Annotated in this window: 12 protein-coding genes; 8 read left to right on the forward strand and 4 right to left on the reverse strand. The window is 62.7% G+C overall.

Annotated elements, in window-relative coordinates:
* The first annotated feature begins 84 nt into the window (after window positions 1-84).
* A complete protein-coding gene (locus tag FJ978_RS13945; protein WP_140572558.1) occupies window positions 85-801 on the forward strand; it encodes an HAD family hydrolase in 717 nt (238 codons plus the stop codon).
* Between the two features lie 63 nt (window positions 802-864).
* Here the strand turns inward: FJ978_RS13945 and FJ978_RS13950 are convergent, their stop codons facing one another.
* The 3 genes from FJ978_RS13950 to aceA form a co-directional block, all read right to left on the reverse strand.
* Window positions 865-1,278: a response regulator gene (locus tag FJ978_RS13950; RefSeq protein WP_246678135.1), complete on the reverse strand. Its 414-nt coding sequence runs from the start codon at window positions 1,276-1,278 to the stop codon at window positions 865-867.
* Window positions 1,279-1,558: 280 nt separating this feature from the next.
* Complete coding sequence (locus FJ978_RS13955; RefSeq protein WP_006202762.1) at window positions 1,559-1,801, reverse strand: hypothetical protein; 243 nt, start codon at window positions 1,799-1,801, stop codon at window positions 1,559-1,561.
* A gap of 63 nt (window positions 1,802-1,864) precedes the next feature.
* On the reverse strand, window positions 1,865-3,154 hold the full coding sequence (gene aceA, locus FJ978_RS13960) for an isocitrate lyase (protein WP_140572560.1): 1,290 nt from the start codon (window positions 3,152-3,154) through the stop codon (window positions 1,865-1,867).
* Window positions 3,155-3,389: 235 nt separating this feature from the next.
* On the opposite strand from aceA, the gene FJ978_RS13965 reads away from it, so the two are divergent.
* The 6 genes from FJ978_RS13965 to FJ978_RS13990 all read left to right on the forward strand — a co-directional run bounded on the left by FJ978_RS13965 (window position 3,390) and on the right by FJ978_RS13990 (window position 10,362).
* A complete protein-coding gene (locus FJ978_RS13965; protein WP_140572561.1) occupies window positions 3,390-4,838 on the forward strand; it encodes an XRE family transcriptional regulator in 1,449 nt (482 codons plus the stop codon).
* A gap of 136 nt (window positions 4,839-4,974) precedes the next feature.
* Entirely contained in the window at window positions 4,975-5,928 is a 954-nt protein-coding gene (locus FJ978_RS13970; RefSeq protein ID WP_140572562.1) for a DMT family transporter, read from the forward strand.
* Between the two features lie 324 nt (window positions 5,929-6,252).
* The gene (locus tag FJ978_RS13975; RefSeq protein ID WP_140572563.1) at window positions 6,253-7,350 is read left to right on the forward strand and encodes a polyamine ABC transporter substrate-binding protein; all 1,098 of its coding nucleotides are present in this window, start codon (window positions 6,253-6,255) and stop codon (window positions 7,348-7,350) included.
* A gap of 76 nt (window positions 7,351-7,426) precedes the next feature.
* A complete protein-coding gene (locus FJ978_RS13980) occupies window positions 7,427-8,569 on the forward strand; it encodes an ABC transporter ATP-binding protein (RefSeq protein ID WP_013893736.1) in 1,143 nt (380 codons plus the stop codon).
* Between the two features lie 9 nt (window positions 8,570-8,578).
* Complete coding sequence (locus FJ978_RS13985; protein WP_140572564.1) at window positions 8,579-9,547, forward strand: ABC transporter permease subunit; 969 nt, start codon at window positions 8,579-8,581, stop codon at window positions 9,545-9,547.
* Complete coding sequence (locus FJ978_RS13990; protein WP_140572565.1) at window positions 9,544-10,362, forward strand: ABC transporter permease subunit; 819 nt, start codon at window positions 9,544-9,546, stop codon at window positions 10,360-10,362. The genes FJ978_RS13985 and FJ978_RS13990 overlap by 4 nt, the downstream gene beginning before the upstream one ends.
* A 27-nt stretch (window positions 10,363-10,389) precedes the next feature.
* Here the strand turns inward: FJ978_RS13990 and FJ978_RS13995 are convergent, their stop codons facing one another.
* Entirely contained in the window at window positions 10,390-12,243 is a 1,854-nt protein-coding gene (locus FJ978_RS13995; RefSeq protein ID WP_023776571.1) for an AsmA family protein, read from the reverse strand.
* Between the two features lie 186 nt (window positions 12,244-12,429).
* Here FJ978_RS13995 and FJ978_RS14000 point away from each other — a divergent pair, with 186 nt between their 5' ends.
* A complete protein-coding gene (locus FJ978_RS14000; RefSeq protein ID WP_140572566.1) occupies window positions 12,430-14,388 on the forward strand; it encodes an acetoacetate--CoA ligase in 1,959 nt (652 codons plus the stop codon).
* Window positions 14,389-14,666 lie beyond the last annotated feature (278 nt).

The raw sequence follows: 14,666 nt of genomic DNA on the forward strand, positions 1-14,666 counted from the left end.
CCGCTGCCGGCATCTGCCTTCGTGGTTGAAAATTGCCCGCGGGTCGGCTTACGTTGGGGGCGTTCTGCACACAAGAAGTCGGCGATGCGAACCGGTAGCGAAGTGACGACGATAGGCTTCGACGCCGACGATACGCTTTGGCAGAACGAGCAGTTCTTCCGCATGACCGAAAAACGCTTCGCCGCCATGCTTGCCGATCATGCCGAGGAGAAACAGATCTCGGCGCGACTGCTGGAGGCCGAACGGCGCAACCTTGCCGTTTATGGTTTCGGCATCAAGGGATTTACGCTGTCGATGATCGAAACGGCGATCGAGGTCACCGACGGGCGGGTACCGGCTTCGGTCATAGCGGAGATTCTCGATGCCGGCCGCGAAATGCTGAGCCATCCGATCGAACCCTTGCCGCACGCGCGTGAGACGGTGGAGAAACTCGCCGGCGCCTACCGCCTGGTGCTGATCACCAAGGGTGACCTCTTCGACCAGGAGCGCAAGCTGGCCGGATCGGGCCTCGGCGACCTGTTCGACGCGGTCGAGATCGTCAGCGACAAGAATGCCGCGACCTATGCGCGCCTCTTCAGCCGCCATGGTGACGGTCCCGCAAAGAGCATGATGGTCGGCAATTCATTGAAGTCGGATGTGGTGCCGGCCATCAAGGCCGGCGGTTGGGGCGTGCATGTGCCGCACGAACTGACCTGGGTGCTCGACCATGTCGAGGCGCCGGTCGCCGAGCCGCGGTTCCTGCAGATATCCGATCTCGGGCAATTGCCCGAACTTGTTCAGGGCATCACGAAACGAGGTTGATCGCTGCTTCCACCCGCTAGGTCCCGCGCGGTTCCGGACTGAAAACCGCTTCCCCGACTTGCTTTAGCGGCTTACCAGGCGATCGATCACCGGTTGCAGCCGTTCAGGTGTGATCGGCTTGGTCACAATCGCATCGATGATATTCGACAAGCCCAGGCTTTCCGCGGTGCCATTCTTGGTCGAAAGCAGGATCACGGGAGGGAACGATTTCCCCGAAGCGCGCCGCAACGTTTCGATGCCGGACATCAGATTGTCGCAGTCCTTGTTGTCGGGGCCGCCGTCCAGCACGATCGCGCCGGGGACCAGCAAGAGCAAGGTCCGCGCCGCCATGTCGGGTGATTCCGAGATTGGTCGGAGCCCGGAGCGCTCGACAATCTTCGACACCACCACGCGATTGATCGGCGATTTTCCGACGACCAGCACCTTCGAGGGATCGTGGATCGTCTCGCTGCTTGAACCTCGGGTCCCCGGATTCAGATGTCTTCCGGTCTCGCCCTCACGATTCACAGGGCACCCAAGTCGGCCAAGAAGCTCGCTCCCGTTTCAATGCAGAGTTGAAATCCGAGCGACAATTGGCGTGAGATCGCCCCCGTGTCAAGTTGAAATAAAAGGCTCCCGAGAGCACCTCGTACGACAGTGGAGTCAAGCAACAGTACTGTACTGCCCTGTCCACTGCTTGGTCGCATGAAAATAAAATTCACCTGCGCATATGCTGCGCAGGTGAAGGGCCGGTTGCAACGATTTCCGGTCAGCCCGGTCAGCCATGGCTCTGCTGCGTGACGATCACCGGGATCAGCAGATCGCCCCAATTGCCGTCGCCGCCATGGTGCCTGGCCGAACGCACGAGCTCCACCGAGACACCTGCCTCGACCGCCTTCATCACCGACTGGTTCAGCCTGTGCAGGTCATTGGCCAGCATGCGGATCGTCGCCTGCTGGTCGACGCTCATCGTGGTGGACTGCTCTTCCGCCCGTTCCTTGACGCGGCTTATCGATGCCATTGGTCTTCTCCTGTGTCCGAAGCCCTGTCGGGCGTTTCCTCTGTTGGTCGTCTTTTCGTGGATTTATTCCGCAGCCGGCTTGAACTGCGCGTGCTCGGTCGATTCATGCATGGCGGTGGTCGACGACTGGCCGCCGGTGATCGCCATCGACACGGCGTCGAAATAGCCGGTGCCGACCTCGCGCTGGTGCTTGGTCGCGGTGTAGCCGTTGGCTTCCGCGGCGAACTCGGCTTCCTGCAACTCGGAATAGGCAGCCATCTGCCGCGCCTTGTAGCCGCGTGCCAATTCGAACATGCCGTAGTTGAGCTGGTGGAAGCCGGCGAGCGTGATGAACTGGAATTTGTAGCCCATGGCGCCGAGTTCCTTCTGGAACTTGGCGATCGTCGCGTCGTCGAGGTTCTTCTTCCAGTTGAACGACGGCGAGCAATTATAGGCGAGCAGCTTGTCCGGGTGGTGCTTGCGCACGCCCTCGGCGAATTTCCTGGCCTGCGCCAGATCCGGCTTGGACGTCTCGCACCAGATCAGGTCCGCGTGAGGCGCGTAGGCGACGGCGCGGGCGATGCAGGGCTCGATGCCATTGCGCACATGATAGAAACTTTCAACCGTGCGCCCGGCGCCATAGTCGACAAAAGGCTGGTCGCGTTCGTCGATGTCGGAGGTGAGCAGCTTGGCCGCTTCCGCATCGGTGCGAGCGACAACCAGCGTCGGTGTGCCCATCACGTCCGCCGCCAGGCGCGCGGCGTTGAGGTTGCGGATGTGCGCCGCGGTCGGGATCAGCACCTTGCCGCCGAGATGGCCGCACTTCTTTTCCGACGCCAGCTGGTCCTCGTAGTGCACGCCGGCGGCGCCCGCCTCGATGAATGCCTTCATGATCTCGAAGGCGTTGAGCGGTCCGCCGAAGCCGGCTTCCGCATCGGCGACAATAGGCGCGAACCAGGTCTCGACCGAAAGCCCGTTGCCCTCTGAGGTCTCGATCTGGTCGGCGCGCTGCAGTGTGCGGTTGATGCGCTTGACCAGCTCGGGCGCCGCATTGGCCGGATAGAGCGACTGGTCCGGATACATGGCGGACGCCGTATTGGCGTCGGCGGCAACCTGCCAGCCCGACAGGTAGATCGCCTTCAGCCCGGCGCGCACCTGCTGCATCGCCTGGTTGCCGGACATGGCGCCGAGCGCGTTGAGGAAATCCTCCTCATGGATGAGCTTCCACAGCCGGTTGGCACCCATTTCGGCGAGACTCTGGCGGATCTGCACCGAACCGCGCAACCGCTTCACATCCCCCGGCGAATAGGGACGTTCGATCCCGTCGAAACGGCCTTCCGGCGCCGATGGAACGAGGTTGTAAAAATCAGTCATGGGATACTCCGAAGGATTGCTGCGCTATGGCCGGCGGCCACTCATTGGCTTGCTGGAATGTGACTGAATTTACATTGCGGCGCGGAATGAGCCAGTTAAATCAACAAACATGCTGGGATATAAGGGAAAACTTGTGTTGTGTTTGACAGAGAGTCGCTGTATCTTTGTCAAGATTGTAAAGAAACCGGCAGCGTGATTGCCAAAAAAGTGTGTAAATTCCTGTCAAGGATAGCCGATGGCTGACCAGAAGATCTTCGCCGGGCCGCGCATCCGCCGCATCCGCAACGCCAAGGGCTTGACCCAGACGGCGATGGCCGAGGGGCTCGGCATCTCGCCGTCCTATCTCAACCTGATCGAGCGCAACCAGCGGCCGCTGACGGTGCAGCTGATCCTGAAACTGGCGTCCGTCTATAAGGTCGATCCGCATGAGTTGCAGGGCGAGGCAAGGGGGTCTGTCGCTGCCCTGAAGGAAGTGTTCACCGATCCGCTGCTGGTCGGCGAGTTGCCTGGAGATCAGGAGCTGATCGAGCTTGCGGAGGCGGCGCCCAATGCGTCCGCCGCGGTGATAAAGCTGTTTCGCGCCTATCGCGAGCAGGCCGAGCGGCTGTCCGATCTCAACGAGCTTCTCGCCCGCGAGGGGCGGGCGACGGCGCTTTCCGGCGCCCGCCTGCCGATCGACGAGGTACATGAGACCTTCGAGCGGCGGCCGAACCATTTTTCGGCACTCGAGGAGGAAGCCGAGGCTTTTACGTCAGTGCTCGATCCCGGCGACGACCTGTTCGGCGCGCTGAAAGCCTGGCTGAAGCGCGAATACGGCATCGTCGTCAAGGTGCTGCCGGTTGCCACCATGCCGAACTGGCGCCGCCGTTACGATCGCCACTCGCAGCGGCTGTTCCTGTCGGAGCGGCTGTCGCCGTTCGACCAGCTGCGCGAAGTGGCGATGGAAGCCTGCCTGATCCGCATGACGGTCGCGGTCGCCGGCGAGATCCAGGCGCTCAAGCTGAGCACGGACGAAGCCCGTCGTCTCGCCCGCTTCGAACTCGGCCGCTATGCGGCGCATGCGCTGATGATGCCTTATCAGGCCTTCTACGCCGCCGCCGTTCGCGCCCGCTACGACATCGATGTCCTGCGTTCGCGCTTCGGCGTCTCCTTCGAGCAGGCGGCGAACCGGCTGACCATGCTGCAGCGGTCGGGTGCCCCGGGGGTGCCCTTCTTCATGCTGGAGGTCGACAATGCCGGCAACCGCTTCCGCAAGGCCGGCAGCCAGGGTTTTCCGCACAGCCGCTTCGGCGGCGGCTGCCCCAAGCTGCCCGTGCATGTCGCCTTCTCCCAGCCCGGCCAGGTCTTCGTCGAAGCGGTGGAAATGCCCGACGGCGCCGAGTTCCTGTGCATCGCCCGCACGCTGGAAGGGCCGCAGGGCGCGTTCTCCGAACGACCGCGCCGCACCGCGATTCTGCTCGGCTGCGACATCGGCTTTCGCGACGACATCGTCTATGGCGCGGCACTGCCCGGCGCGGCGTCCGCCGGAAAGTCCGGACCAGGTGCCATTGCGGCGACGCCGGTCGGGCCCGCCTGCCGGCTTTGCGAACGCGTCGGCTGCCTGGCGCGTGCCGAGCCGCCGGTGACGCGTCCGCTCGGCCTCGACGAGATGGTAACCGGCCTGAGCGCCTTCGACTTCCAGTAACGCGGCAGCAAAGGTGCCACAATCGTCGCCGGTGTCTGGATCACCCGCGGCTCAAGTCTTTGCGCTACGCGAACAGAGCAGTTTTTTGTCGTCCCTTGCGCATCGTCCCGTCCACAAAAGCTCGACAGTCGCGCCCATGACAGACGCAGCATCATCGCCCGGCCTTGTTAACCCGACAGCCTCGCCGCGCGAGGAACGGGTCGGCATGCTTTTGGTCTTCCTGTCGGCGCTGATGTGGAGTTTCGGCGGCACCATCGCCCGCTTCATCATCGTCGGCGACAGCTGGACGGTCATCTTCTGGCGCTCCGTCTGGGCCGCCGCCTTCCTGCTCTCCTTCATGGCCTGGCGTGACGGCTGGCGCGGCATGCTGAGATCGTTTCGCGACATGGGCCTGCCCGGTCTCGCCGTGGGGTTCTGCTTCGCCATCGCGTCGACATCCTTCGTCGTGGCACTCGCCTACACGACTGTTGCCAACATCCTCTTGATGCAGGCTGGCGTGCCGCTTCTGGCGGCGCTGTTTGCCTGGGTGCTGTTTCGCGAGCGGGTGACTGTGGTGACCTGGGTGGCGATCGCCGCCGTCATCACCGGCGTTGCCATAATGGTGTCGGAATCGCTCGATGGCGCCGTTTCGCCCATGGGGGACGGGCTGGCGCTGCTGATCGCATTCATGTTCTCGATCGCAACCGTCATCACAAGGCGGTTCTCCAGCGTGCGCATGACGCCTGCGACCTGTCTCGGCACGATCCTGGCTGCCGGCTTGGCGGCGTCGCAGGCGTCGACCTTCGCGGTGTCGGCCAGCGACATGGGCTTCCTCTTCGCCTTCGGCGTCGTCAATCTCGGCATTGGCCTCGCTTTCTTCGCCACCGGCGCGCGCCTGGTCCCGGCGGCCATCGCGGCGCTGCTCGGCACGTTCGAGCCGATTCTCGGACCGATATGGGTCTGGCTCATCCATTCCGAGGTACCGTCCGGGCGCACCATCGTCGGCGGCGCGGTGGTGGTCACGGCGCTGCTTGTCCATATCGGGCTAGAGTTCAAGCGCCAGGCACGGCCGCAGCGGGCAGGCGTCACCGGGGTGCCGTCGCCTAATTGATGCCGGCCCGAAGCTTTGCCATTGACAACGTCGCTGCCGCCCGGGCAGGCTGGGAATACGGCAACAACAAGACAGGCGTATCTTGCCAAGTCTCCCCGGCGGCCCGATCGAGACCGGACCACATTCCTGTATTTCTGTCCGCGCGGCGGCGAAAGCTTCTGACGGCGCCGTAATTCCTTCCAGTCCAGGACAGCCGGACGGCCGCAGGCGGCGCGCCGATTGGTGCTTGTTGTCCCCTGGAAAGCTCAATACCCTGACGAAAATGCCCGGCCGCGCGCATGCCGCGACGAGCCGGCGACGGAACACTCACCAAAGGAGAATAGCATGATCCGCAAAGCGCTCTGGCTTTCGGCGACCTCGGTATTTCTGACCCTCTTCACCGCCGGCGGTCACGCCGCGGACCGCGTCGTCAACGTCTTCAACTGGTCGGACTACATCGACAGTTCGATCATCGACGACTTCACCAAGAAGACCGGCATCAAGGTGGTTTACGACACCTTCGATTCCAACGAGATCCTGGAAACCAAGCTGCTCGCTGGCGGCAGCGGCTACGACGTCGTCGTGCCGAGCGGCAATTTCCTGGCTCGCCAGATCCAGGCCGGTGTGTTCCAGAAGCTCGACAAGTCGAAGCTGCCGAACATCTCCAACATGTGGGACACGGTTTCGGAGCGCACAGCCAAATATGACCCCGGCAACGAATACTCGGTCAATTACATGTGGGGCACCGTCGGCATCGGCTACAACATCAAGAAAGTGCAGGCGGCACTCGGCACCGACAAGATCGACAGCTGGGATACGTTCTTCAATCCGGACAGCCTCGCCAAGTTGAAGGACTGCGGCGTCTATGTGCTGGATTCACCAGCCGACATCATTCCAGCGGCGCTGAAATATCTCGGTCTGGACCCGAACAGCACCTCGCCCGACGACATCGCCAAGGCCGAGGACGCGCTGATGAAAGTGCGGCCCTTCATCAGGAAGTTCCATTCTTCCGAATACATCAACGCACTCGCCAATGGCGACATTTGCCTGGCGGTCGGCTGGTCGGGTGACGTATTCCAGGCACGCAACCGCGCGGTCGAGGCCAAGCAGGGCGTGGAAATCGGCTATTCGGTGCCGAAGGAAGGTGCCCAGATGTGGTTCGATCAGATGGCGATTCCGGCCGATGCGCCGCATACCGCCGAGGCACTCGAATTCATCAACTACATGATGACGCCGGAAGTGATCGCCAAATCGTCGAACTATGTGCTCTATGCAAACGGCAACAAGGCGTCGCAGCAATTCGTCGACAAGTCTCTTCTGGACGACCCGTCGGTCTATCCTGACGCGACGACGTTGCAGAAGCTCTACACTGTCCAGCCGTACGATCCCAAGACCCAGCGCATCATCACGCGCAGCTGGACCAAGATCGTCACCGGCCAGTAAGCAATCCGACACGACCCCGGCAGCCAACTGCCGGGGTCGATTTTCTTTGGGGACTCAGGACAGACGGAGTGGGGATATGAAATCGCTTGGCAGCATCCGCAGGGATTTCGCGCCATGGAACGACCCGAACGCCAAGCCATACATCCAATTCGAGAACGTCACCAAGAAGTTCGGTGACTTCACCGCCGTCAACAATCTGTCGCTGACCATATTCGAGCGCGAATTCTTCGCGCTGCTGGGCGCCTCCGGCTGTGGAAAGTCGACGCTGCTCAGGATGCTTGCCGGCTTCGAGGAACCGACGGCTGGCCGCATCCTGCTCGACGGCCAGGATTTGCGCGGCATTCCGCCCTATCGCCGGCCGGTCAACATGATGTTCCAATCCTATGCCCTGTTCCCGCATATGACGGTGGAAAACAACATCGCCTTCGGCCTCAAGCAGGAAGGCATGGCCAAGCCCGATATCGAAAAGCGCGTCGCCGACATGCTGAAGCTGGTCAAGCTCGAGCAGTTCGCCAAGCGCAAGCCGCACCAGCTCTCCGGTGGCCAGCGCCAGCGCGTCGCCCTTGCCCGCTCTGTCGCCAAGCGCCCGAAGGTGCTGCTGCTGGACGAGCCGCTCGGCGCGCTCGACAAGAAGCTGCGCGAGGAAACCCAGTTCGAACTGATGGACCTGCAGCAGGAACTCGGCCTCACCTTCGTCGTCGTCACCCACGACCAGGAAGAGGCGATGACCATGGCCGATCGCATCGCCATCATGGACAAGGGCGAAGTCATGCAGGTTGCGACACCGGCGGAAGTCTATGAGGCTCCGGCATCGCGCTTCGTCGCCCATTTCGTCGGCAACGTGAACATGTTCGAGGGCAAGGTTGCCGAACAGTCAGCCAACACGACGCGCATCACCGGCCCAAGCGGAGCCCAGATCGTCGTCGAGAATGGTGGCGCGGCTGCAAAGGCCAATGCCGACATCGTCTTCGCCATCAGGCCGGAGAAGATCAGGGTCTCGTCGAAGAAGCCGGCAGATGCCGTCAACGCTCTGGAGGGCGAAGTCTACGACATCGCCTATCTCGGCGACATGACCGTCTATCACGTCAGGCTGGACGACGGGCAGATCATCAGGGCAAGCGCCTTGAACGCGGTGCGCGTGACCGAGGATCCGCTGACCTGGAACGACCGCGCCTGGGTGTCTTTCCGGCCCGACGCCGGCGTCGTGCTGGCGCGGTAGGGGGCTGATATGTCCAACATCGCTGTCACCGACGCCGCCGTGCCATCGGTCGCCGACAAGCCGTTCCTGGCGCGGCTGGGCGCCGGCTTCGTCAACCGCCTCGTCATCATCGTCCCCTATCTCTGGCTGCTGTTCTTCTTCCTCGTCCCCTTCGTCATCGTCTTCAAGATTTCACTGTCGCAGACGGCGATCGCCATGCCGCCCTACACGCCGGTGCTGGGCTTCAAGGACGGCGTGTCAGGCTTCTTCGCCGGGTTTCGCGATCTCAACTTCGACAACTATGTCTGGCTGACGCAGGATGCGCTCTATTTCAAAGCCTACGTCACCAGCCTGATCATCGCCGCCATTTCGACCGTGCTCACGCTGCTGGTCGGTTACCCCATCGCCTACGGCATGGCGCGCGCGCCGGCCACCATCCGCCCGACCTTGCTGATGCTGGTGATCCTGCCGTTCTGGACGTCGTTCCTGATCCGGGTCTATGCCTGGATCGGCATCCTGAAACCCGAGGGACTGCTCAACCAGCTGCTTTTGTCGCTGCACATCATCAACCAGCCGCTGGTCATCCTCAACACCTACACGGCGATCTTCATCGGCATCGTCTATTCCTACCTGCCGTTCATGGTGCTGCCGCTCTATTCGTCTTTGGAAAAGATGGATTATTTGCTGATCGAGGCGGCCAAGGATCTCGGCTGCCCGCCGACATCAGCTTTCTGGAAGATCACCTTCCCGCTATCCCTGCCGGGCGTCATTGCCGGTTGCCTTTTGGTATTCATCCCGGCCGTCGGCGAGTTCGTCATCCCCGACCTGCTCGGCGGTTCGCAGACGCTGATGATCGGCAAGACCTTGTGGAACGAGTTCTTCGCCAATCGTGACTGGCCGGTGTCTTCGGCCGTGGCCGTCATCCTCCTGCTTCTGCTGACCGTTCCGATCATGCTCTTCCAGCAGGCACAGGCGAAGGCGCAGGAGCAGGACAAATGAACACCACCTGGAGCCGCTTCAACGTCACCTCGATCGTGCTGGGCTTTGCCTTCCTGTACCTGCCGATCGTGCTGCTCATCGTCTTCTCCTTCAACGAGTCCAAGCTCGTCACCGTCTGGGGCGGCTTCTCGACCAAGTGGTATGTGTCGCTGTTCCACAATCAGGGCCTGATGGACGCCACCTGGGTCACGGCGCGCGTCGGCGTCATTTCGGCCACGGTGGCGACCGTGCTCGGCACGTTGGCGGCGCTCACTCTGACGCGTTACACCCGGTTCAGGGGCAGGGTGCTGTTTTCCGGCATGGTCTTCGCGCCGCTCGTCATGCCGGAAGTCATCACCGGCCTGTCGCTGCTGCTGCTCTTCGTCGCCGTCGGTCTCGATCGCGGCTTCCTGACCGTGACGCTCGCCCATATCACGCTGACGATGTGCTTCGTGGCGGTCGTCGTTCAGTCGCGCCTGGTTTCCTTCGACCGTTCGCTGGAGGAAGCGGCGATGGATCTTGGTGCAACGCCGACGAAGACCTTTTTCCAGATCACGCTGCCGGTCATCATGCCGGCGATCGTGTCCGGCTGGATGCTGGCCTTTACGCTGTCGCTCGACGATCTGGTCATCGCCAGCTTCACCTCCGGGCCGGGCGCCACCACGCTGCCGATGAAGATCTACAGCCAGGTCCGTCTCGGCGTGACGCCGGAAATCAACGCCGCCTGCACCATCCTGATCGCTGTGGTCGCGGTCGGCGTCATCATCGCCTCGATCGCCAACAAACGGCGTGAGGTGCAGCGCCAGCTGGATGAACAGGCCGCCCAGCGCGGTTAGCTGCGCGGTGGATGTTTCGGGTGGGGCCTACTCGCCCGAAACGCCGCGGCTTATCGGCGAAATGAACGGCGTGCTCCATGTCCCGCCGACGAAGAAGGACGACTGGTTGGGGCCTTGCTGGCCATTCGCCTGGGTGGCGGCCTGGTCCGGCTGGATGACGCCGCCGGACAGTGCCAGCCCGCGCCCGGCGTAGGAGGCGATCCCGGAAAGCCAGATTTTGTATTTCGCCGAATTGGCCTCGGCCTTGTCCAGCCTTGCCACGCCTCTCGAAATGGTTGCCTTCACTTCGGCGCCGTCGATCGGCAATGTCCCGTCCGAAACGTCATCGAGTGCAAAGAAGCCGCCTTGTTCGGTATGCTTGAGAAAGGCCGGCAGGTTGAACTTGCTGAGCGCGCCGGGGCCGAAGGTCGCCGAGACCGAGCCATCGGCATTTTCAAAGATCGAATCCCAGGTCCTGCCCGGTCCCTTGAGGATGACCGAAACCGTACCCGTGCCGACCGGCACCAGCCGGGTCATCCCGGCAGCCGTAGCGAACGCGCCGCCGTCGACATCGGATGCGAGCAGCCGGATTTCGACCTGGGTGCCCTCGGGCTTGCGGTCGAAACGAAGGCTGGTCTGGATGTTGCCGCCAAAGGCCGAGGCGTCGGAGATGTCGAAGACGGAAAGGCCATCCTTGACCTGGGCGGTGGCGGCGACATCGGCAAGCTGGATGGCACCCGCCGTGGCATGCGCCGCCGACAGCCTGAGATCGAGGTTGATCCGATCGGCAAAACTTGTCTCGACGTCACCCGGTCCGGCCCCGCTTGCCGGTCCCAGCGGCGTGAAGGCGGACAGAAACGACCTGAGGTCGAGCGTGTCGAAGGCAAGCGTGCCCGAAATCACCGGCTGCGCGTCGCCAAGCGACAGGTCCAGCGCGCCCATACCTGGATTGTTGTCCAGCGCCAGTGCGGTGTTCTCGAACTTGATGCGCCCGGCCGACGCGGTGACCTTGCTCGAAATGCTGACCGAGCCGATCGCCGCGCTCGGCGCAATGCCAGCCTGCGTCCATTCCAGCACGCGGCGCAGCGAGGGAGCCGCGAACTTCACCTGGCCGTCGAAATAGGCATTCTCGGACATGCTGGCCGTGCCGTCGAAGGAGAAAGTGGCGGGCGCGGCCTTCAATGACAGGGCAAGCGGTGCCATGCCGCCGGCAAACAGCACCAGCGGCTTTGCCGAGGCGGCGTCCACGGTCACGCTTTCGCCGCGCCAGATTCCGGTTGCCGACAGCGTCGCATTGCTGTTCATCGCCGCCCAGGTCGCCTGGCCGCTAAGGCTGCTCAGGATCTCCACGTCCTTGCCGTTGACGGATGCCACCATGCGGCCGTCCCTGAACTCCACCGTGCCGAACGTGTCGGTCGGCAGCTTGTCGAGATCGGGCTTGGCGGGATCGGCACTGACCACGCCGCGCGCCGCGTCGATGGAGCGCGCGATGCGGCCACCGGTCGGCGCCGTGGGCAGGAACAGGCCGTCCGCCGACCGCTGCACCCGGATCGTCGGCCGCACCAGCCGTGCCGTGGAAAACTCTACATCGCCGCGCAATGCCGCCATGGCCGAGAGGTCGACCTCGACCCGTTCGGCCTCGACGACCGGCGGCGCATCGGTGTCCGTCCACTTCGACAGCGTCACATCGGTCAAGATCGCGCGGAAATTCGGCCAGACCTCGATGCGCGGCGAGCCATCGATGGCGACGCGAAAGCCACTCCACGCGCTCATTTCCCAAGCGATGCGGTCGCGCACGATGCGCGTCGAGGCGATCAGCGGCAGGGCGGCGACCACGAGAGCGATGACGATCACGGCAGCGCCGATCGCCCATACTCCGCGGCGGATGAAGGATGACGGCATATCGCCCTGTATGCTTCCGTTCCGACAAAAATCGTCCAGTCGTCACTACGACTTAGGGCTGAGGCATTTCAAGTCTTTATGGCCCGGCGATGGCATTTGCGCACACTTGCCCGCATCGGCCGAACAAAATCTTGCTCTGCTGCGCTGCGATATGCATAAGCGGTGACGACCTTGGGAGGATCGATCATGGCCGCCGAAGTACCGCTCTGGACCCCGACGCAAGGCCAGATTGATGCCGCGCCCTTGACGGGTTTCATGAAGGCCGCGGAGGCGAAAGCCGGCGCAGCGTTTCCTTCCTATTCCGAGCTTCACCGCTGGTCGGTCGAGGACCGCGAGGCATTCTGGAGCCTGGTGTGGGATTTTTCCGGCATTGTCGGCGAAAAGGGCGAGCGCGCCTTGGTCGATGGCGACAAGATGCCCGGCGCATCGTTCTTTCCCGATGCCACACTGAACTTCGCCGAGAACCTGTTGAAGAAGACCGGCGCTGGCGAGGCAATCGTGTTTCGTGGCGAGGACAAGGTCGAACGGCGGCTGTCCTGGAGCGAACTGCATGGCCTGGTCTCGCGCCTGCAGCAGCTTTTCCTGTCGCTCAAGGTGAAGAAGGGCGACCGCATTGCCGCGATGATGCCCAACATGCCGGAGACCATTGCCGCCATGCTGGCCACGGCCTCGATCGGTGCCGTCTGGTCTTCCTGCTCCCCCGATTTCGGCGAACAGGGCGTGCTCGACCGCTTTGGCCAGATCGAACCTGTCGTCTTCATCGCGCCCGACGGCTATTGGTACAATGGCAAGGCGATCGAGGTCGCCGACAAGATCGCGGCGGTCGCGGCCAGGCTCGGTACCGTCCGCAAGGTCTTGGTCGTCGACTACCTCGGCACCTCTGCCGATGTCGCAGCGACCATCGACAAGGGCATGGCAATGGAAGAGGCGCTGTCGCTCTTCGCCGTCAAGCCCGTCACCTTCGAGCGGCTGCCGTTTTCGCATCCGCTCTACATCCTGTTTTCGTCGGGAACCACCGGCGTTCCCAAATGCATCGTCCATTCGGCCGGCGGCACGCTGATCCAGCATGTCAAGGAACACCGGCTGCATGCCGGCCTCATCGACGGCGATCGCTTCTTCTATTTCACCACCTGCGGCTGGATGATGTGGAATTGGCTGGTGTCGGGCCTCGCTTCGGGCGCGACGCTGCTGCTCTATGACGGCTCGCCCTTCTACCCCGACGGCAACACGCTGTTCGATTTCGCCGATGCCGAGAAGATGACCTTCTTCGGCACCTCGGCCAAGTTCATCGATTCGGTGCGCAAGGCTGGTCTCAAGCCAATCCGCAGCCATGATCTGTCGACGGTGCGGGCGATCTCCTCCACCGGTTCGCCGCTGTCGCCCGAGGATTTCCGCTTCGTCTATGACGGCATCAAGAAGGACGTCCATCTCGCCTCGGTTTCCGGCGGTACCGACATCGTCTCCTGTTTCGTGCTAGGCGTGCCGATCGAGCCGGTCTGGAGCGGCGAGATCCAGGGGCCTGGCCTTGGTCTGGCCGTCGATGTCTGGGACGACGACGGCAGGCCGGTCCGTCAGGAGAAGGGTGAACTGGTCTGCACCAAGGCTTTTCCGGCGATGCCGATCGGCTTCTGGAACGATCCCGAGGGCAAGAAATACCGGGCCGCCTATTTCGAGCGTTTCGACAATGTCTGGTGCCATGGCGACTTTGCCGAATGGACCGTCCATGGCGGCATGATCATCCACGGCCGCTCGGACGCCACGCTCAACCCGGGCGGCGTGCGGATCGGAACGGCGGAGATCTACAACCAGGTCGAGCAGATGCCGGAGATCCTGGAGGCACTGTGCATCGGCCAGGATTTCGACAATGACGTGCGGGTCGTGCTGTTCGTGCGCCTTGCAGCCGGCGTGCAGCTCGACGAGGAACTCGAAAAACGCATCCGCGCCAAGATCCGCAGTGGCGCGAGCCCGCGCCACGTGCCGGCCAGGATCGTCGCGGTGTCGGACATTCCCCGCACCAAGTCTGGCAAGATCACCGAACTCGCGGTACGCGACGTGGTCCATGGCCGCGTCATCAAGAACAAGGAAGCGCTCGCCAATCCAGAGGCGCTGGAGTTGTTCCGCGACCTGCCGCAGCTGGCCGAGTGACCACAAGCGGCATGGTTAACCAAATATGTCGCGCGAATTTACCTAGATTTCACGAGTGGTACACATTCGTAAATTTTCCGCGGCGCCGGTAAGGACTTGTTAAGGCCCGGCGTCGATAGTCGCATGTAACTTGAGGGAGAAATCCCGTTCCTCAGCCCCCGGAGGATCTGAATTCGCTCAAGCCCCCGTTGTGACAGCAATTCCATCTCTAAGGCGTCCTTTGGGCGCCTTTTCTTTTTGCCGGAATTGGCTGCTGGCTGCCCGACCTTCTGGCTGCC

It is taken from the genome of Mesorhizobium sp. B1-1-7 (assembly GCF_006442705.1).
GTDB lineage: Bacteria > Pseudomonadota > Alphaproteobacteria > Rhizobiales > Rhizobiaceae > Mesorhizobium > Mesorhizobium opportunistum.